Origin of the sequence: Paraburkholderia sp. EG304 (assembly GCF_046543485.1) — a bacterium.
In the GTDB taxonomy this organism is placed as follows: domain Bacteria; phylum Pseudomonadota; class Gammaproteobacteria; order Burkholderiales; family Burkholderiaceae; genus Paraburkholderia; species Paraburkholderia youngii.
The window spans coordinates 337,603-355,778 of sequence record NZ_JBKGUA010000003.1; the positions used below are offsets into that span (position 1 = coordinate 337,603).

Below are 18,176 nucleotides of genomic sequence, written 5' to 3' on the forward strand. Positions count from 1 at the left end.
GCGGCGTGTCAGGTATCAGCTGCCGCGAAACACCGGCTTGCGCTTGCCATGAAACGCTTCGACGCCTTCGCGGAAATCGTCCGACGAGCGCAGACGGCTATAGCAATGGCCTTCGAGTTCGATCGCGATCGACAAGGGCGCGTCTTCCGAATCGTTCAAGAGCTTCTTCGCGGTGCGTTGCGCAAGCGGCGAGAATGCGCGCAGTTCGTCGACGAGCGCGTCCGTCGCCGCTTCGAGTTCGGCGTCCGCGACGAATTCGACCGCGATGCCCCACTCGTACGCCTGCTCGCCAGGAATGCGGCGCGAGCGCATCACGATGTCCTTCGTGCGGCCGATGCCGACCATCGACTGCAAACGCGCCGAACCGCCCGAGCCGGGAATCTGGCCGAGCTTCTGCTCCGGCAGCGCATAGAAGGTCGTATCGGTGACGATCCGGAAATCGCACGCCAGCGACAATTCGAAGCCCACGCCGAAGCAGAAGCCGCGATTGGCCGCAATCACCGGCTTCGAGCAGCGCGCGGGCGCCGCGATATTCCACGCGAGCTTCGACACGTGTTCCGGCGATGCTTCCAGAAAGCCCTTGATGTCGCCGCCGCTCGAAAAATGCTCGCCCTTCGCGCGCACGACGATCACGCGCACGCGGTCGTCCTCGTCGAGGGCTTCGAACACGGCGCACAACTGATCGCGTGCGTGCATCGAAATGACGTTGAACGGCGGCCGATGCAGGATGATGTCGGCGCGCTCGCGCTGCGCGTCGATTTCGACCGAGAAGCCGTCGAGGTCTTGCAGCAGTGTCTGGCCGCGATGGTTGAGATCACTCATTGTGTTACTCCTTGGTGGTTTCTGTAGGTTGCGCGGCCTGGGCGTTCGAATCGGGCGTGTACTCGCCCGCTTGCAGCTTGCGGCGCAGAATCTTGCCGACCGGCGACTTCGGAATGTCGTCGACGAACACGTAATCGCGCGGACGCTTGAAGTTGACGAGGTCCGACTGACGGCACCATGCATCGAGCGAGTCGGCATCGACGTACTCGCGGCGCTTGATGAATGCGACCACACGTTGCCCCCAGCGCTCGTCCTTGACGCCCGCGACCGCGACTTCATCGACGGCGGGATGCAGCGACAGCACCGATTCGATGTCCACCGGTGAGATGTTTTCTCCGCCGCTGATGATCATGTCGTCGACGCGGCCGGTCACGTACAGATCGCCGTCGCGGTCGAGATAGCCCGTGTCCCCGGTGAAGTACCAGCCCTCGCGCAGGCACTTCGCATTCGCGTCCGGACGATTCCAGTAGCCTTCGAAGGCTTCGTCGCCGAGCAGGTCCACGACGATCTGTCCTTCTTCGCCGGCTTCGGCGATCTCGTTGGGCGAGAGGGCATCGAGCTTCACGACGCGCAGCCGCGTATTGATGCCCGCGCGGCCCGCGCTGCCGGGCTTCTTTGTCGCGTCCTGGTCGATGCTGAACGTGTAGACCTCGGACGAGCCGTAGTGATTGACGAACAGCTCCGGCTCGAACGCGGCCGAAAGGCGCTTGAGCAGGCCGTCGTTCATCGGTGCGCCGGCGAAGCCGAGCTTTCTGACCGACGACGTGTCCGTGCTCGCGAACGCGCTGTCGGCGAGCAGATCGTGATAGAGCGTCGGCACGAGATAGAGGCAGGTGAGCGCGTGCTTCGAAATGCAATCGAGCGCGAGCTTCGCGTTCCAGCGCCGCACGCAGACGAACAGGCCATCGACGAGCGCCATCGCGAGCAGCGAGCGCACGCCCATCGTGTGATAGAGCGGCATCACGCCGAGCGTGCGTTCGCCGCGCCTGTAGAGGTTCTGCGCGACGTGCGCGAGCGCGCCCGCGCGTTCATGCCGATGCCGGCGCGGCACGCCCTTGCCTTTGCCCGTCGTGCCGGACGTATAGAGGATCAGCGAGATGTCGTCGGCGGTGGCGCGCGTCGTGTCGGTCGCCTCTGCACTGCGCGTTCGTTCGACGATGAGCGCATCGAAGGTGGTGGTGCGGCCGGGCGCATCGTCGAGTCCGACGCGCGGCACTTTTTGCGCGGCGGCGCTCTGCGCGACGGAATCCGCGCTGACGGGCTCGTAGACGATCGCCTTCACCCCCGCGTCGGTCACGCAGTAGTCGACTTCTTCCGGCTTCGCCCGCCAGTTGAGCGGCACGATCACGATGCCCGCGAACTGTCCGGCCCAATGCAGCGTCGCCATTTCCCAGCGGTTTTGCAGTACGACGAGCAGCCGGTCGCCGTGTTCCAGGCCCAGTTCGCGCAGGCCATCGGCGACATTGAGGATCATGCGATGCCACTGCGCGTAGGTCAGTTGCACATCGCCGTCGACGAGCGCGAGCGCGTTCGGACTGCGCTCGACGCTTTGCAGGAACGTACGTCCGAGATCAAGCATGTTCGGCCTCCTTCGCGCTTGCCTCGGCCCGGCGGCGCGCCGCCACGTCGAGCACCGCGGCCACGATGGGCGTGTAGCCCGTACAGCGGCAGATATGACCCGAGAGCATCTCGCGCACCTGCTCTTCGGAAGGATCGGGCACGCGCCGCAGATAATCCGCGCACGACATGAGAATGCCCGCCGTGCAAAAGCCGCATTGCAGCGCGTGATGCCGCTGGAACGCCTGCTGCAGGTCGCCAAGCGTCTGATCGGGCGCAAGGCCTTCGACGGTATCGATATGCCGACCGTCGGCCTGCACCGCGAGCATCAGGCACGAGCGCGCCGCGACGCCATCGACCTGCACGGTACATGCGCCGCACACGCCGTGTTCGCAGCCGACGTGCGTGCCCGTCGCGCCCAGTTCGTGCCGGATGAAGTCCGACAGCAGTTCGCGCGGCTCGCAATAGCCGCTTCGTTCGCGGCCGTTCAGCGTCAGCGCGATGCGCCGCACTTCGCCGTGCCGCATGATGGTGTCCGGTATCCTGCTCACTTTGCCTCCTCGATCACGCGCCATCCGAGTTGCCGGACCAGATTCCGGCGATATGCCGCGCTGATCTGCGCATCGTCCTGCGCGTTCAGTTTCCAGCTCAAATCGTTCAGTGCGCCGCGCAGGTCGTCGCCCCGCAGACGCGGCCATTGCTCCGTCACCGGCCGGTCCGCGACGCCGCCGACAGCAATGCGGATCGACTCGTCGGTGACCACGGCCGCGCACGCGACGATCGCGAAGTCGCCGTGCCGCGCGGAAAATTCGGCGAATGCGTAGCGCTCGCCTTCCTTGCGCAGCGGGAAGCGCACGGCTTCGACGAGTTCATCGGGCTCGCGCGCGGTCATCAGCATTCCCTGAAAGAAGTCCTGCGCCGCGAGCGTGCGGCGCCTCTTTCGCGAGCGCAGCATCACGTCGCCGCCGAGCGCCGCAAGCACGAGCGGCAACTCCGCGCTCGGGTCCGCATGCGCGATCGATCCGCACACGGTGCCGCGATTGCGAATCTGAAAGTGCGAGATATGCGGGAAGGCCATCGCGAGCAGCGGCGCTTCGTCGGTGAGCGTGCTGCGCCATTCGACGCTGCCTTGCGTCGCCGCGGCGTTCACCACGAGACGCCCCGCCTGCTTGTCCACGCGCACGGCATCGAGTTCGGCGGTGCGCGAGATATCGACGAGCACCTTCGGCTGCGCGAGCCGCATATTGAGCACGGCCATCAGCGACTGGCCGCCCGCCAGCACGCGGGCGTCTTCGCCGTATTGCGTGAGCGCGTCGAGCGCGTCTTGCGCGGTCATCGCGCGCAGGTAATCGAATGGTGCGGGCTTCATGCGTGTCTCCTGAAACGTGCAAGGAGTCTTGCGATCCACGATCCGTGCGCTTGCACGGGCTTGCCCGCCGCCTGCCGTCCGAGCGATTCGAACAACTGCTTGAGCACGACCTTCGCCGCGCCTTCGAGCATCCGGCCGCCGACCGCCGCAACCTTGCCTGACACCTGTGCTTCGTAGTCGTACGTGAGCCGCGTGCCGCTGCCTTGCGGCGTCAGTTCGACGAGACCGCTGCCGCGCGCGCTGCCGAGCGGCGAGATTCCCGCGCCGGCGAGTCGCAGGCGGCGCGGCGCATCGATCTCCGACAAGCCGATACGCGCCTCGAAACGCGCCTTGATCATGCCGACGCCGACGGTCACGTCAGCGCGATACTGGTTCGGCGCCGTCTCTTCGAGCGCGTGACAGCCGGGAATGACGTTAGCGAGTGCCTTCGGATCGAGCAGCACGGCGAACACGGCTTCGGGTGTCGCGGGCAGGTCGACCGCGCCCTGCGCCGTCAGTGCGCGACCGCCGCCTGGCGTCGCCGGCTTCGCGGCGGGCGCTTCGCGATATTCCGGCCGCGACGGTTCGGGATCGTCCATGCCGATCATCGCCATCACTCTGGGCGGCGTGAGCGGCAGGCGAATGTCTTCGACGCCAAGCGCGTCCGCCACCGCATTCGCGATGCACGGCGGCGTGCTCATGTTGTTGCCTTCGCCGAGACCCTTCGCGCCAAGCGGCGTGAAAGGCGAAGGCGTCTCCAGATGCACGATCAGCGGATCGGGCACTTCGCAGGTGGTCGGCATCAGATAGTCGGCGAGCGTGCCGGACTGGAAGCTGCCGTCCGCGCCGTAGCGGAACTCTTCCATCAGCGCCGCGCCGAGGCCTTGCGCGAACGCGCCGCGAATCTGGCCATCGGCGAGTGCGGGATTGAGGAGGGTGCCGGCGTCGTGCACGGTCACATACCGGTCGATGCGCACGCGTCCCGTCGCGCGATCCACTTCGACCCCGCACATGTCGAACGCGAAGCCGTATGCCGCCGAGGTATTGATGCGGTCCTGTTCGTCGGGCGCATCCATGTGCGGCGGCGACCAGAACACGGTTTCGCGCAGGCCCGGCTCTTCGCCTTCGGGCAGGAGCGCGGGCGCCCAGTGCGGCGCATTGCTCGCGGCACGCGAGAACGGCAGCGCGCGGTCTTCGGCGTCGTGCGGAAAGACGCGCGCGCGTTCGAAGCGCACGTCGCCGGGCGCGCAGTTGAACTGCTTCGCGAGCACGCGCGCGAGCTTGTCGCGCACGCGCGTCGCGGCGAGATGCACCGTGCCCGCCACCGCGCCCGCGAAGCGGCTCGAATAATTGCCTGCCGCGACGGACCAGGCGTCCTTGTGCGTATCGAATTCGACGTTGACGACGATGTCCTTCGGATCGAGCCCGAGCACATCGGCGACGACTTGCGCGCACACGGTCATGTGGCCCTGGCCCGCGGGCGTCGATGCGATCGTGACGACCACGCCGCCGAGCAGATCGACGCTGACGGTCGCGCTCGCGATCGCGCCGTTCTTCGGCCCGGCTTTCCTGCGTGCGTCGGCGGGCATCACGGTCGTGATGTAGCCCATGTTCGATACCGACGGCTCGACGATCGCCGCGAAGCCGATGCCATACAGCCGCCCTTCGTTGCGCGCGGCGTCGCGGCGCGCAACGAGTTCCCGGTATCCGCCTTCGTCGAGTGAACGGCGCAGCGCTTCCTGATAGTTGCCCGAATCGAGCAGGGCGCCCGCCGCTGCGCGATACGGGAACGCATCGGCGGGAACGAAGTTGCGGCGATACACGTCGAGCACATCGAGCTTCAGTTCGATCGCGATGCGCTGGATCAGCCGCTCCAGCGCGAAGTACACCTGCGGGCCGCCGAAGCCGCGCACGAGCCCCGTCGGCGTCTTGTTCGTCAGCACGACGCGATTGCGCACGAGCAGATTCGGGATCGCGTACGCGCCCGTCAGGCAGCCGTGCATCCGGTAGAACGTCGCCGGCTCGGGCGCGCGCACGTAGCCGCCGACGTCTTCCAACTGATCGTAAGACAGCGCGACGATCCGGCCATCGGCTTCGACCGCCGCTTCTATGGTTGAAACACGCGCCGTCGCCGATGTCGCCGCGCTCAGGTGTTCGAGCCGATCCTCGACCCACTTCACCGGCGCGCCGGCCTTGCGCGACGCGAGGCACATCAGCACGACATACGGAAACACCGCCTGCTTCACGCCGAAGCTGCCGCCGGAATCGCGCGGGGCCTTATGACGCAGCCGATTGGCAGGCACGTTCAACGCCATCGCCATGACGGCGTGCAGCGAGAACGGCCCCATGAAATTGGACGTGACGTCGTAGCCTTCTTCGCCCGAAAGATACTCGGCGATGACCACGCCGCACTCGATCGGCGCGCAGGTGTTGCGCGGATAATGCGCGACCAGCTTCACGCGATGCGGCGCGCGCTCGAAGGCCGCTTCGGGCTCGCCGTAGCGGAAATGCCGGTCGCTGATGACGTTGCTGCCGACGCGTTCGTGCAGCACCGGCGCGTCGTCCTTCGCGGCCTGTTCGATCGACGTCACGGGATCGAGCATCGCGTAGTCGACCTTGATGAGATCGAGCGCGTCTTCCGCGAGCGCACGCGATTCGGCCATCACGACCGCGACCGGCTCGCCGACGTAGCGCACACGGTCCATCGCGAGCGCCCACTGTTCCATCGGCGATTTCACGCCGACGACGAACGGTCGCGACCACGGACGCAAATCGTCGCGCGTGAGCACGGCACGCACGCCCGCGAGTTTCGACGCGGCTTGCGTATCGATCGACAGGATGTCCGCGTGCGCGTGCGGCGAACGCAGAATCGCGGCGTGCAGCGTGCCCGGCTTGACGGCGATGTCGTCGCCATAGCGGCCACGGCCCGTCAGGATCGCCGGGTCTTCGAGGCGCTCTATCGAGCGTCCGATGTGACGCTGCGGTGCGCTCGCTTCGCGCGCCTCGTTGCCGGCGACGCGCGCGTCCATGTCGGCGAATGCGGTTTCGCGCTGATTCATGACCTTACTCCTCACGTGCGGCGCGGCCGCCGAATTCATCGGCTAGACCGCTCCAGCGGCGCGCAATCTCGTCGTGCTCGATCTCGAACAGATCGAGAATGCGCCCGACAGTGTGGTCGACCACGTCGTCGATAGTCTGCGGATGCGCGTAGAACGCGGGCACCGGCGGCATCACGATCGCGCCCATTTGCGTGGCGAGCGTCATGTTGCGCAGATGCGCGAGATTGAGCGGGGTTTCGCGTGCGACCAGCACGAGGCGGCGGCGCTCCTTGAGCATCACATCGGCGGCGCGCGTCAGCAGGTTGTCCGCGAAGCCGTTCGCGACGCCCGCGAGCGTTTTCATCGAGCATGGCGCGATCACCATGCCTTCGGTCAGAAACGATCCGCTTGCCACGGCCGCGCCGATATCACGCACGTTGTGCACGACATCGGCAGCGGCTTCGAGGTCACCGCGCGCTAGGCCGAGTTCCTGGGCGGCCGTCACCGCGCCCGACGACGACACGATCAGATGCGTTTCGTGCGTGCCGAGCCGGCGCAAGGCGGCGAGCAAACGCACGCCGATCACCGCGCCGCTTGCGCCCGAAATGCCGACGACGATGCGTTTCTTTCGTTCAGCCATGATCGCGTGACAGATAGGCGTCGAACGCGCTGTTGTCGGCGGCGACGAGTGCTTGCAGGTCGACCGTGTCCTGCCCCGGTATGCGCACGCGGGTGAACACATGCGCGGGGTAGACGACGGGGCGCGTCGCATCGAGACCCATCTTCGCGCTGACGCCTTGCAGATGCGACGGCGCATCGTCGGGCTGACCGACCGTCGTCGACGGATCGAGCGGCGAGCCTTGCGCGCCTGCTATCACGACAAGATCGCGGTCCGCCTGGAAGCGCGTCGCAATGGCCCATTCGATTTCGGCGGGATCGTGCACGTTCACATCGGTATCGACGACGACGACCTGCTTGATGTCGTAATGCGCGCCGAACGCGCACAGAATGACGTTCTTCGCTTCGCCTTCGCGCTTCTTGTCGAATTGCACCCACAGGTGATAGCGGCACACGCCGCCCACCGACAGATGCACGTCTTTCACGGCGGGATGACTGCGCTGAAGATGCGCGAGCAACGTGGCTTCACGCGGAATCGCGCCGAGCAGCAGATGCTCCATTTCGGCGGGCACGATCGTATGAAAGATCGGATCGCGCCGATGCGTGACGGCCGTCACTTCGATGACTTCGCGTGCTTCCTTCGCGCTGTAGTACTTGGGAAATTCGCCGAACGGACCTTCCGGCTCGCGCACGTTCGGCAGAATGCGCCCTTCGATGACGATCTCCGCGAACGCCGGCACGTGCACGCCGTTCGTCACGCACCGCGCGACAGGCAGCGGCGCACCGTGCAGCGCGCCTGCGATTTCGAGTTCGTCGTGATCGATCGGCGTGATCGCTTGCGACGCGAGCATCGTCAGGGGATCGACGCCGATCGCGATGGCGACGTCGAGCGCGTCGCCCGCGGCTTCCGCGTCGCGCTGGAACGCGTAGAGATGACGCGGCAGCAGCAGGATCGCCATGCGATCGGGGCCGTGCACCTGAATGCGGTTGATCGAGACGTTCTGCACGCCGGTGCGCGGATTGCGCGCGATCACGAGACCGGCGGTGATGTACGGGCCGTTGTCGTGTTCGCTGTGCGTGGGAATGGGCAGCAGGGCGTGGAGATCGATGCCGCTCGTATGCACCACCTGCTGACAGGGCGCGTCTTCACGTTGAATCAGTTTCGATGCGAGCGGCGCCGCGGCCGCAGCGGAAAAACGCGCGAGCAACGCCGATTCATCGACGCCCATCGCTTCGGCGATCCACGCGCGCTTCGACATGAAGCCGCTCACGACGGGAATCCCATGTCCGTGCGGCTGCGTGAAAAACGCAGCTTGTTCGCCGTCGAGGCGCTTTGCAATGGCGGCGAGTTCGTGCTCGAGCGCGACGGGCTTGTCGATCGTCGCGACCCGGCCGGTTTTCGCGAGATGCGCGAGCCAGTCGCGCAGCGACAGCGAGCCGGTGTCGGCGTGATCTCGTGCCCAGGTGAATGAGGGATTGCCGTGCGTTGCGGCATCGCGTGTGTTCATCAGCGTCTCCATCTGTGCGCGCTACCGTAGCAAGCGCATGGGATGAAGCGTAGCGAGATCGCGCCATAACATCTAATACTGTTTACTGATGCGACGAATCATTCGTCGTTATATCGGTGTTAGCCCGGATGACAGCGGTCTTACAGTTACGTATCAATAGACCGCTCACGCACGCCCGTACTGAAGGGCGCACGACCAAAAGGGGCCCTGCACCGTCGATGAGCGCAGGGTGATAATGTCACCACGCCCCATTAGCATCGCTGATGCCGTGAGGGAACATGGACTTCAAGCAAATCCAGTACTTCATCGCACTATTCGAGGACGGCTCGGTCACCCGTGCCGCGAAGCGCCTAAACATCGTGCAACCGGCCCTGAGCATGCAGATCGCCAAGCTCGAGGACGAACTGCATCAACAGCTGTTCGAGCGCGGCGCGCACGGCATGGCGCCGACCGCCGCGGGACGGCTGATGTACCGCCTGTTTTTACCGATCGTGCGTGACCTTGCTCACGCACGGCAGCAACTCGTGCAGCGCGATGAAGTGGTGACGGGGCATGTCGGCATCGGGCTGATCGCATCGGTGACGGAAAGCGTGCTCGCGGATTCGCTGTCGCGCTTTCACGCGCGTTACCCCGATGTCGAAGTCACCGTCGCCGATGGCTACAGCGCGACCTTCATCGACTGGGTGGCGGGCGGGCAGCTCGATGCCGCCCTCATCAACAAGCCGCGCGCGCGCTTGTCGCTCGACTCGCGCCCGCTGCTCGACGAAGAGATGGTGCTAGCCACCAGCGCCGCGCATGGCCCCGACTTGCCGCATGCAATCGAACTCGCGCAATTGCCCGAACTGGAACTCGTGCTGCCCACCAAACGTCACGGCCTGCGCGGCGTGCTCGACAGCGCCGCGCAACACGAGGACGTGCTGCTCGCGCCGCGCTTCGAGATCGACGTGCTTTCGACGATTCTCAAGCTCGTCGAGCACACGCGCTTTGCGACGATTTTGCCGCGCATCGTCGTCGAGCGCGCCGCGCGGCACGGCACGTTGCGCGCGTACCCGATTCTGGCGCCTCGCATCGTGCGGCACATCGTCTGCGTGAATCATCCGCGCCGCCCGTTGAGCGCGGCGGCCGAAGCACTGATCGAGATCATCGGCGACGAGTTGCACCGCGCGTCGAGCCTGTCGGGCGACGAGCCCTCACACACCATCAAGGAACGATCTTCATGAACGCACGACACTGGATTGCCGGCGAATGGACCGGAACGCCCAACATCGACAGCATGGATCCCGCGACGGGCGAGGCCATCGGGCGGTTCGCCGACGGCGGATCGAGCGAAGCCGATGCCGCCATCGCCGCCGCTCGCCACGCGTTCGATCGCACGACATGGGCGCAGGACGCGCGCTTGCGCCAGGACGTGCTGCTCGGCTGGGCTTCGGCGCTCGAAGCCGAACGCGACATGCTCGCGACGCTGCTCACGCGCGAAAACGGCAAGGCGATCGCGCAATCGCGCGGCGAGATTGCCGGCGCGATATCGGAGGTGCGCTATTACGCGGGGCTCGCGCGTCATATTGCCGGGCACGTGCTCGAACCGGAACCGGGCACGATATCGACGATGCTGCGCGAAGCGGCTGGCGTTGCGGCGATCATCGTGCCTTGGAATGCGCCCGCCGTGCTGCTCGTGCGCTCGCTCGCGCCCGCTCTCGCGGCCGGCTGCACGGCGATCGTCAAACCGGCGGCGCAAACGTCGCTGCTCACGGCCGCGATGCTGCGCTGCTTCGAACACACGGCGTTGCCTGAAGGCGCGGTGAACCTCGTCAACGAACGGGGATACGCGGCCAGCCAGCGGCTCGTCGATTCGCACGGCGTCGACGTGGTGAGCTTCACGGGATCGACGGCGACGGGCAAGAAGATCATGGCGGCCGCTGCCGACAGCATGAAGAAGCTGTCGCTCGAACTTGGCGGCAAGTCATGCTGCGTCGTCTTCGACGATGCCGATATCGCGGCGATCGCGCCGCGTCTCGCGCGCGCCGCGACGATCATCTCCGGGCAGCAATGCACGGCGGCGCGCCGGGTGCTGGTCCATGCGTCGCGCGCTGCGCAAATGCGCGAGCACCTCGCGTCGGCGCTTGCGTCGCTGCGGGTCGGACCGGGCATCGATCCGGCGACGGATATCGGCGCGCTCATCGACGGCACCACGCGCGATGCGGTGGCACGGACGATCGAGCGCGCGTGTGACACGGCCGAGCGTGTGCTGCTGCGAGGCACTCGCTCGGGGCACGCGTTTCTGTCGCCGACGCTCGTCGAGCATGACGATCCGAAGGCGTTCTTTTGTCAGGACGAGATCTTTGGCCCGTTCGTCACGCTGGAGGTCTTTGAGAACGAAATGGAAGCGATCGAGAAAGCCAACGACACGGTCTTCGGTCTCTCGGCGAGCGTATGGACGCACGACGGAGCGCGCGCATTGCGCGTCGCGCGTGCGCTGCGCAACGGCACGGTGTGGATCAACGACCACAACAAGCTTTTCGCCGAAGCCGAAACGGGCGGGTATCGCCAAAGCGGACTGGGTCGGCTGCACGGCTACGATGCGCTGGCGGACTTCACCGAGTTGAAGCATATCTGCATGCCGGCCGGCGTGGCGGAAGGCATCGCGCCGTTGCGGTGAGGGGCAGGGACAGGCGCCGTTAGGCGAGCGGTCCATCGCTTAACTGCTGGCGCAGGAAATCGACCGCCACGCGCACCTTCGCGGTGGACGGCCTGCGCTGAGTCCCGTCGAGGTAAGTCAGTCGTTGTCGGCGTCGGGGGCTCCGGTATCGAATCCGGCGGCCTCGCGCAGCGCTTGCAGCATCGCCCGCGCACCCGGTGAGAGCCGGTCCCCGCGCCGTGTGACGATGCCCGCCGGCCCGAGCTTCAGATCGAGCTCGAACGGCAACGGTTCGAGCGCGCCGGCAATGCAATACGGCCGCACCGGCTCGCGCGCAAGCGGCGCGATCATATCGCTGATCTGCAGCAGACTCGTAATGACAGGCAGCGATGAGCTCTCCACCACATCCGTCGGCAACGCGAGCTGCCGTTCGAGAAAAAGTTGCGTGAACTGATTGCGCATCACGTTGCCCTTGGGCGGCAGGATCCACGTTTGCGGCGCCAGTTCGTTCCAACTGAGAGCCTTACGCCTGGCGAGCGGATGGCCAACGCGCGCGAACAGCGCATGCTGAGCTTCTGCGAGCGGGGCGTAGTGCAGTTCCGCCAGATCGTCCGGATTGCGGACTCGCGCGACGATCATATCCAGCTTGCCTTCCTGCAAACGCTGCACAAGCACCTCGCTGAACTCCATCTCGATGTTGACGCGAATCTGCGGAAAGCGCTTCTTGAGTAGCGCCACGGCCTGCGGCACGACGTTGGTGGCCGCCGTGACCTCGGTGCCGATCATCGCCTGCCCGGTCAGGCCGGCTTTGAGCGCGGACACTTCGTCGTACGCGTGCTGCAGCTCCGCCAGCACGCTGCGCGCATGGCGGATCAGCACCTCGCCGTACCAGGTGGGCTCGACACCGCGCGGATGGCGTTCGAACAATGGCACACCCATCGTCTCTTCCAGTTCCCGCAGCAACTTGGTCGCCCCGGGTTGGGTCATGTGCGCGGCGTCCGCCGCGCGCAATACCGAGCGATGGGTGTCGAGCTGAACGATCAGGGCCAATTGGCGCGTCTTCAGGCGCGTGGGGTCGAAGCGGCCCGGCGCGAGGGCCCCCGCGCCGTCGTCCGGATGAAGTGCCGAGCTCACGATGTCGCCTCCACGTATTCCGTATTGATATAGATCTTGCGTTATTTTTCATTATAAAAGCATATCTAACAATCCTACTATGCAGCAGTCGCCCTGCATTTCAAGGCGGGCGGTTTCCCATCATGGGCATCGAGACCGGCTGCATCCAGCATTCGCGCATGCAGCCGCACAGGAGGCGAAGAGTTAATGAACATCCGTACTGCAGACATCCCGCCGGAAGGCATCACCTCCGACGAATTCCTCGGCCGCGTCGCCAAGGTCCGCACCGCGCTCGACAAGGCGGGCCTGGTCGGCCTGCTTGCATTCGGCGATTGCTGGCGTGGCGCGAACATCGGCTACTTCACCGAGTTCCGCCCGCTCGACGGCGTATCGGACATTGCCAATGCGATCCTGCTGCTGCCGGTGGGCGGCGACCCCGTGCTGTTCGTGTCGGATCAATGCTTCGATTACGCGACGAGCGTGACCGCCTTCGAGGTCCGCAGCCTGCGTGAAGTCACGCAACAGGTGCAGGCCTTTTCTGCGCGGCACCGCAGCGGCACGGTCGGCCTCGCTGGCGCCGCCTATATCCCCGCGGACCTGTTGCAGCGCCTGAACGCCGGTCTCGGCGAACTGAAGCTCGAACCGACGATGGTGCTGGCCGAAATCAAGGCGATCAAGAGCGAGCCCGAGGTCGCGCTGATGCGCAAAGCCGCGGCCTTGACCGATTCGGCGATGGCCGCGATTCGCGACGCGCTCGCCGACGGCCGTCCCTACACCGAGCGCGAACTCGCTTTAATCGCCGACCGCGCGATGCTCGCGGGAGGCGCGGACCGGACCGCGTTCGATTCGATGGTGCAATCCGGTCCGCGCTCGGCGTATAACCTGGCGCGCCCCACCGACCGCATCCTGCAACCGGGCGACCTCATCATGACCGACATCGGTGCGCGTTATCGTGGGTACGTGGCCGACGGCGGACGCGGTTTTACCTACGGTCCGGCGAATCCACAGAAGATGGCGATCGTCGCGGCAGCGGCGCGCGCGGTCGAAGCGGGGCTGGCCGCCGCGCGTCCCGGCATGGCGGCCATGGAGTTGAACGCGGTGATCCAGCAGGCGCTGGTGAAGTCGAACTACGAGCAATACTCGAGCGAAGCGCGCGGCCATGGCACCGGTCACGGCACCGGCATGGACCCGGAAGAAGAAGCGCCGTGGATCGGGCCGGGCAACAGGACCGTGCTGCAGGAAAACATGGTCTTTACGCTGAAGGCGACGATCACGGTGCCGAACGTCGGCGGCCTGCGCACGGAACGTATCGTGCGGTTGACCTCGGGCGGCGTCGAAACGCTCGACCATTTCCCGATGGAACTGCACTGGTGAGCACAGTGAACTGATCGTAACGTGCGGGCGGCCCCGCGCCGCCGACACGCAGCAGTTCAAAACATAGATTCCCAGAGAAGGGAGGAGACGTGAAAACATCGCCCATTTCATCCGGCAACGCGCCGGTTATCAGCCGGTCGGCCGTCAACCGTGTGCTGGTCGCCTCGGTGGTCGGGACCGCCATCGAGTGGTACGACTTTTTTCTCTATGCCACCGCTTCGGCGCTGGTCTTCGCCAAGCTGTTCTTTCCCTCGTTCGATCCGATGGTCGGCACCATCGCGGCGTTCGGAAGTTTTGCGGTCGGCTATCTCGCCCGGCCCTTCGGCGCCGTGTTTTTCGGGCACTTCGGCGATCGCATCGGACGTAAGGCGACGCTCGTCGCGACGCTGACGATCATGGGCGTCGGCACCTTCGTGATCGGCCTGCTGCCGACTTACGCCTCGATCGGCGTCTGGGCGCCGATGCTGCTGGTCGCGATGCGCTTCCTGCAAGGGCTCGGCGTCGGCGGCGAATGGGGCGGCGCGGTGCTGATGGTGGTCGAAACGGCACCGGCCAGAAAACGCGGTTTCTTCGGCGCGTTTCCGCAATTGGGCGTGCCGCTCGGATTGATGCTCTCGACCGCCGTGTTCAAAGCCGTCTCGAGTCTGCCGTCGCAGGCGTTCTATTCCTGGGGATGGCGCCTGCCGTTCCTGCTGAGCGTCGCGCTGATCGCGATCGGCCTGTTCATCCGCCTGCGCGTCATGGAGTCGCCGGTATTCGAACAGATCAAGGCGAGCAGGCAGGTCGTGAAAGCGCCGCTGATCGAATTGCTGCGCCGGCATCCGAAAGACCTCGTGCTGACGATCGGCACGCGCTTCGCGGTCGACATCACCTTCAACGTGATCAACGTGTTCGTGCTGGTGTACGGAACGACGCGGCTCGGCTTGTCGCGCGGACTGCTGCTAAACGCCATCATTGTGGGCTGCGTGGTTGCGCTGTTCACGCTGCCGCTGTTCGGCAAGCTGTCGGACGCTATCGGACGCCGGACCGTCTTCATGCTCGGCGCGGTATTCGTGGCAATCTATGGATTCGCGTTCTTCCCGTTGCTTGAGACACGCAATCCGACTTTGATTTTCGTGGCGTACGTCTGCGGCATCGCGTTGAGCCAGGCGTCGGTGTACGGCGTGCAATCGACGTGGTTCGCGGAACTGTTCGGGACCCGGGTGCGTTATACAGGTGCTTCGCTGCCGTATCAGATCGCCGGCATCATCACGTCGGGACCGACGCCATTGATCGCCACCTATCTGTTCGCGACGTATGGCCAGACGCTGCCCATTTCGATCTATATCGCGGCGACAGGATTGCTGAGCCTCGCGTGCGCGTTTTTCCTCGCAGAGACTTTCAAGCGCGATCTGTCCGCCGAGCCGGGAGATGAGGCGGCCGCGGCGCCGGGCGCGCGAGCGTCCGCGCACTCGCCGCATCCTCTGGCGCGGTGAGTGCAAATCGATCCGGTTGCTGTGCCGTCCGGGACCTGATCATTTTCGGTGCTGGAGCGGCAGCCCGGCGAGGGGGCGGGCGAACTCGCTAACGCGGGTGGAATGGAAGCCTCGTCGGCCCGTTCGCTGATTTACGCATCGCTTACCGGCCCCATGGCGCGGGCAAGCGCAAGCCGTTTTGCAAGGGCTTCGTATAGAGCGCGCACGCCGAATCGCCAAGGCGCGATTTCGGTTGACGACTGCACGATGTTGACCAGTGCGCCGAGCTCCGGCGTTGCAATAGTCACCTTGTCTCCGAGGTGATGCGTGAAGCCACTGCCCGGAGCATGCCGGTCTTTAATCGGGGAGAACATCGTGCCGAGAAACAGCATCAAGCCGTCGGGATACTGGTGATGTGGGCCGGCAGTCTGAGCGACGAGTTCCTCCGGGTCACGGCTGATCTCGCGCATGTGGCTCACGCCTTCGAGAATGAATCCGTCGTCCGCGCCTTCTATCCTCAGCGACACGCTGGCCGCACGCACCGAGTCCATCGTGAAGCGATCATCGAACAAGCGGATAAAAGGACCAATCGCGCATGAGCCGTTGTTGTCTTTCGCCTTGCCGAGCAGCAACGCACTGCGGCCCTCGATGTCGCGCAGATTGACGTCGTTGCCAAGGGTTGCACCGACGATCGTTCCGCGGCTGTTTACCGCCAGCACGATTTCCGGTTCGGGATTGTTCCAGTGGGAGGCCGGGTGAAGCCCGACGTCCGCGCCGTAGCCGACTGCCGACATCGGTTGAGACTTGGTGAACACCTCTGCGTCAGGCCCAATCCCGACCTCCATATATTGCGACCATGCACCGCTCCGTTCCAGTTCCCGCTTCAGACTGTCGGCAGCTGACGTGCCGGGGCGAATTCTGGAGAGATCAGTGCCGATCAGTTGCGCGATCGTCGCGCGCACTGTGTCGGCTTGCGTCGCGTCGCCGGCAGCCTGTTCTTCGATGACCCGTTCGAGCAGGCTCACGGCAAAGGTCACGCCACATGCCTTGATAGCCTGAAGATCGCATGGCGCGAGCAATGCCTGGCCAATGTTCTCGACGGGACCGAGCGCCTCGCCCTCGACGTGACGCGCAAACTCCAACAGGTCCACGCGCTCGAACAGATCGGAGCTCGTCGGCGCCGACGCCGTGATGTCGTAGACCTGACCGGCACGGACAACGACGACCGACGGCCCGTCTATCGGCGCGTCTCGCCAAATGCGTCCGACCAGCAACGCATCGGGTAGGTCAGCAGGTACGAAAGGCGGAAGATCGTTCGATATCATGGACGGATTGGCTAGCGAGGGTTCGGAACCGCGAGGCAGGGGTGCTTCCGGCGAGCGATACGCGTTGCGTGCCGGGCCGAAGCTTGCCTGGCAACATCACGCGACTCAGCGCTTCGGCGAAGAAAAAATCGCCGAACATCGTCGCGCCGTCGACGCCTTCATTGTGCGGCTTCGAATAGCAGGAATTTCTCAGGAGTCCGCGATGCGCAGGTTCGTAGGCAAACTCGTCACGACACAGAGCTTCGAGCATCGCAAGTCCGTGTTCGCGCCAGTGAACCGAACTGGCCGGATCGGGATGCAGACGGCCCAGCTCGATCAGCGCTGACGCCATCACCGCTGCTGCGGCAGTGTCCTTGATTTCCGCGTCCGCGCCAGTGGCGTCGAAATCCCACGGTGGCACCAAACGTCCATCGAGCCGGCGCAGATAGTACGCCGCCAGGCGCCCTGCAAGATCCAGCCAGATGCGCTTGCCGGTTTCACGCGCCGTGTTCACGTAGCCATAGACGGCCCACGCCTGGCCCCGGCTCCACGCCGATTCGTCGAATGCGCCCTGAAACGTGTAGCCGCGCCGACGCTCACCGGTTGTTACGTCGTACTCGACCGCGTGATAAGTCGAACCGTCCGGGCGGATAAACGACTTCGCGGTCATGACGGAATGTGCTTCGGCGGCGAGGCGATAACTGCCGTCCCCGGAATGGTTGGCCGCCCAGTAAAGCAACGATAGATTAGCCATCGTGTCGATAGCTGAAGCGCTGCGTCCGCGCGGATCGTCGAGCGGGCCCCAGGAGGCGAGATAGGCGCCACTGTGCGTGGTGACGAGACGGGCGCGCAATTTGTCCGCGGCTTCCATTGCAATTTGCGCGTACCACGGGTCGCGGGTGATTTCATAACCGGGCACGGCGCTGCTGTCGAAGATGAAGCCAATGTCGTGCGTGTTGGGGTCCTGCGCGCGCTGCGCGACGAGGCGCATGCGCTCGCGGGCCCACGAGAGGTATTTGTCCTCGCCGGTGTGCAAATACGACGTCAGCAGAAGTCCGACCCAGAAGCCACAAAACCAGTTGCCGTGGCTCCAGGCTGAACCGCTGTAGCCTGCGGACAGCGACGCCGGGAGCAGCACCCACTTTCCATCGGCCGCCGTGATCTGAGGGAATTCGACGCCGAGCGTCGGCTCGTCCTCAGCAACTTTGGCTGCCATGCGGTCGAGGACGCCGGTGAAGAGCGCGGACCGTTCAGAGGACAACCCTTGATCTTGGTACGAAGCATTCACGCCTTTTCTCTCCTGATTGCTTTCACGTTTCCCGAGTGACGGGGACACGCAAATTCTAGGAGCGCGGCGGTTCCGGCAGTTAGGACGAAGCGCGGCTTATGTTGGACTTTTCTACGC

Annotated in this window: 14 protein-coding genes; 4 read left to right on the forward strand and 10 right to left on the reverse strand. The window is 65.1% G+C overall.

What is annotated here, in order from left to right:
* Nucleotides 1-15: 15 nt before the first annotated feature.
* The 7 genes from ACLFKU_RS05910 to ACLFKU_RS05940 are packed head-to-tail and all read right to left on the reverse strand — an operon-like array spanning nucleotide 16 to nucleotide 8,891.
* Nucleotides 16-822: an enoyl-CoA hydratase/isomerase family protein gene (locus ACLFKU_RS05910; RefSeq protein ID WP_410848480.1), complete on the reverse strand. Its 807-nt coding sequence runs from the start codon at nucleotides 820-822 to the stop codon at nucleotides 16-18.
* 4 nt (nucleotides 823-826) lie between these two features.
* A complete protein-coding gene (locus ACLFKU_RS05915; protein ID WP_410848481.1) occupies nucleotides 827-2,401 on the reverse strand; it encodes an AMP-binding protein in 1,575 nt (524 codons plus the stop codon).
* Complete coding sequence (locus ACLFKU_RS05920; RefSeq protein WP_410848482.1) at nucleotides 2,394-2,930, reverse strand: (2Fe-2S)-binding protein; 537 nt, start codon at nucleotides 2,928-2,930, stop codon at nucleotides 2,394-2,396. The genes ACLFKU_RS05915 and ACLFKU_RS05920 overlap by 8 nt, the downstream gene beginning before the upstream one ends.
* Complete coding sequence (locus ACLFKU_RS05925) at nucleotides 2,927-3,748, reverse strand: FAD binding domain-containing protein (protein ID WP_129961536.1); 822 nt, start codon at nucleotides 3,746-3,748, stop codon at nucleotides 2,927-2,929. The genes ACLFKU_RS05920 and ACLFKU_RS05925 overlap by 4 nt, the downstream gene beginning before the upstream one ends.
* Nucleotides 3,745-6,786, reverse strand: coding sequence for a xanthine dehydrogenase family protein molybdopterin-binding subunit (locus tag ACLFKU_RS05930; RefSeq protein ID WP_410848483.1), 3,042 nt, complete (start codon nucleotides 6,784-6,786; stop codon nucleotides 3,745-3,747). Before ACLFKU_RS05930 ends, ACLFKU_RS05925 begins: the two co-directional genes overlap by 4 nt.
* Nucleotides 6,787-6,790: 4 nt before the next feature.
* The gene (locus ACLFKU_RS05935; protein ID WP_013093433.1) at nucleotides 6,791-7,405 is read right to left on the reverse strand and encodes a UbiX family flavin prenyltransferase; all 615 of its coding nucleotides are present in this window, start codon (nucleotides 7,403-7,405) and stop codon (nucleotides 6,791-6,793) included.
* Nucleotides 7,398-8,891 (reverse strand): UbiD family decarboxylase, encoded by a 1,494-nt coding sequence (locus ACLFKU_RS05940; RefSeq protein ID WP_368581593.1) that lies wholly within the window; start codon nucleotides 8,889-8,891, stop codon nucleotides 7,398-7,400. Before ACLFKU_RS05940 ends, ACLFKU_RS05935 begins: the two co-directional genes overlap by 8 nt.
* Before the next feature lie 278 nt (nucleotides 8,892-9,169).
* Here ACLFKU_RS05940 and ACLFKU_RS05945 point away from each other — a divergent pair, with 278 nt between their 5' ends.
* Nucleotides 9,170-10,111, forward strand: coding sequence for a LysR family transcriptional regulator (locus tag ACLFKU_RS05945; RefSeq protein WP_410848484.1), 942 nt, complete (start codon nucleotides 9,170-9,172; stop codon nucleotides 10,109-10,111).
* Nucleotides 10,108-11,547: an aldehyde dehydrogenase family protein gene (locus ACLFKU_RS05950; RefSeq protein WP_410848485.1), complete on the forward strand. Its 1,440-nt coding sequence runs from the start codon at nucleotides 10,108-10,110 to the stop codon at nucleotides 11,545-11,547. The genes ACLFKU_RS05945 and ACLFKU_RS05950 overlap by 4 nt, the downstream gene beginning before the upstream one ends.
* A 117-nt stretch (nucleotides 11,548-11,664) precedes the next feature.
* Here ACLFKU_RS05950 and ACLFKU_RS05955 read toward each other — a convergent pair whose 3' ends face one another.
* A complete protein-coding gene (locus ACLFKU_RS05955; protein ID WP_368581594.1) occupies nucleotides 11,665-12,660 on the reverse strand; it encodes a LysR substrate-binding domain-containing protein in 996 nt (331 codons plus the stop codon).
* A 186-nt stretch (nucleotides 12,661-12,846) separates the two neighbouring features.
* Here ACLFKU_RS05955 and ACLFKU_RS05960 point away from each other — a divergent pair, with 186 nt between their 5' ends.
* Together ACLFKU_RS05960 and ACLFKU_RS05965 are read left to right on the forward strand one after the other, a co-directional pair.
* A complete protein-coding gene (locus ACLFKU_RS05960) occupies nucleotides 12,847-14,013 on the forward strand; it encodes a M24 family metallopeptidase (RefSeq protein ID WP_410848486.1) in 1,167 nt (388 codons plus the stop codon).
* An 89-nt stretch (nucleotides 14,014-14,102) separates the two neighbouring features.
* Nucleotides 14,103-15,488 (forward strand): MFS transporter, encoded by a 1,386-nt coding sequence (locus ACLFKU_RS05965; protein ID WP_368581596.1) that lies wholly within the window; start codon nucleotides 14,103-14,105, stop codon nucleotides 15,486-15,488.
* 131 nt (nucleotides 15,489-15,619) lie between these two features.
* Here ACLFKU_RS05965 and ACLFKU_RS05970 read toward each other — a convergent pair whose 3' ends face one another.
* Both ACLFKU_RS05970 and ACLFKU_RS05975 read right to left on the reverse strand, forming a co-directional pair.
* Entirely contained in the window at nucleotides 15,620-16,792 is a 1,173-nt protein-coding gene (locus tag ACLFKU_RS05970) for a fumarylacetoacetate hydrolase family protein (RefSeq protein WP_410848487.1), read from the reverse strand.
* Nucleotides 16,755-18,107, reverse strand: a complete 1,353-nt coding sequence (locus ACLFKU_RS05975) for a glycosyl hydrolase (RefSeq protein ID WP_410848488.1) — start codon at nucleotides 18,105-18,107, stop codon at nucleotides 16,755-16,757. Before ACLFKU_RS05975 ends, ACLFKU_RS05970 begins: the two co-directional genes overlap by 38 nt.
* Between the last annotated feature and the right edge of the window lie 69 nt (nucleotides 18,108-18,176).

Excerpts from the sequence above, each read along its gene's own strand:
- ACLFKU_RS05910 (WP_410848480.1), bottom strand. The coding sequence starts at position 822 with ATGAGTGATCTCAACCATCGCGGCCAGACACTGCTGCAAGACCTCGAC.
- ACLFKU_RS05915 (WP_410848481.1), bottom strand. The coding sequence starts at position 2,401 with ATGCTTGATCTCGGACGTACGTTCCTGCAAAGCGTCGAGCGCAGTCCG.
- ACLFKU_RS05925 (WP_129961536.1), bottom strand. The coding sequence starts at position 3,748 with ATGAAGCCCGCACCATTCGATTACCTGCGCGCGATGACCGCGCAAGAC.
- ACLFKU_RS05930 (WP_410848483.1), bottom strand. The coding sequence starts at position 6,786 with ATGAATCAGCGCGAAACCGCATTCGCCGACATGGACGCGCGCGTCGCC.
- ACLFKU_RS05935 (WP_013093433.1), bottom strand. The coding sequence starts at position 7,405 with ATGGCTGAACGAAAGAAACGCATCGTCGTCGGCATTTCGGGCGCAAGC.
- ACLFKU_RS05940 (WP_368581593.1), bottom strand. The coding sequence starts at position 8,891 with ATGAACACACGCGATGCCGCAACGCACGGCAATCCCTCATTCACCTGG.
- ACLFKU_RS05945 (WP_410848484.1), top strand. The coding sequence starts at position 9,170 with ATGGACTTCAAGCAAATCCAGTACTTCATCGCACTATTCGAGGACGGC.
- ACLFKU_RS05950 (WP_410848485.1), top strand. The coding sequence starts at position 10,108 with ATGAACGCACGACACTGGATTGCCGGCGAATGGACCGGAACGCCCAAC.
- ACLFKU_RS05960 (WP_410848486.1), top strand. The coding sequence starts at position 12,847 with ATGAACATCCGTACTGCAGACATCCCGCCGGAAGGCATCACCTCCGAC.
- ACLFKU_RS05970 (WP_410848487.1), bottom strand. The coding sequence starts at position 16,792 with ATGATATCGAACGATCTTCCGCCTTTCGTACCTGCTGACCTACCCGAT.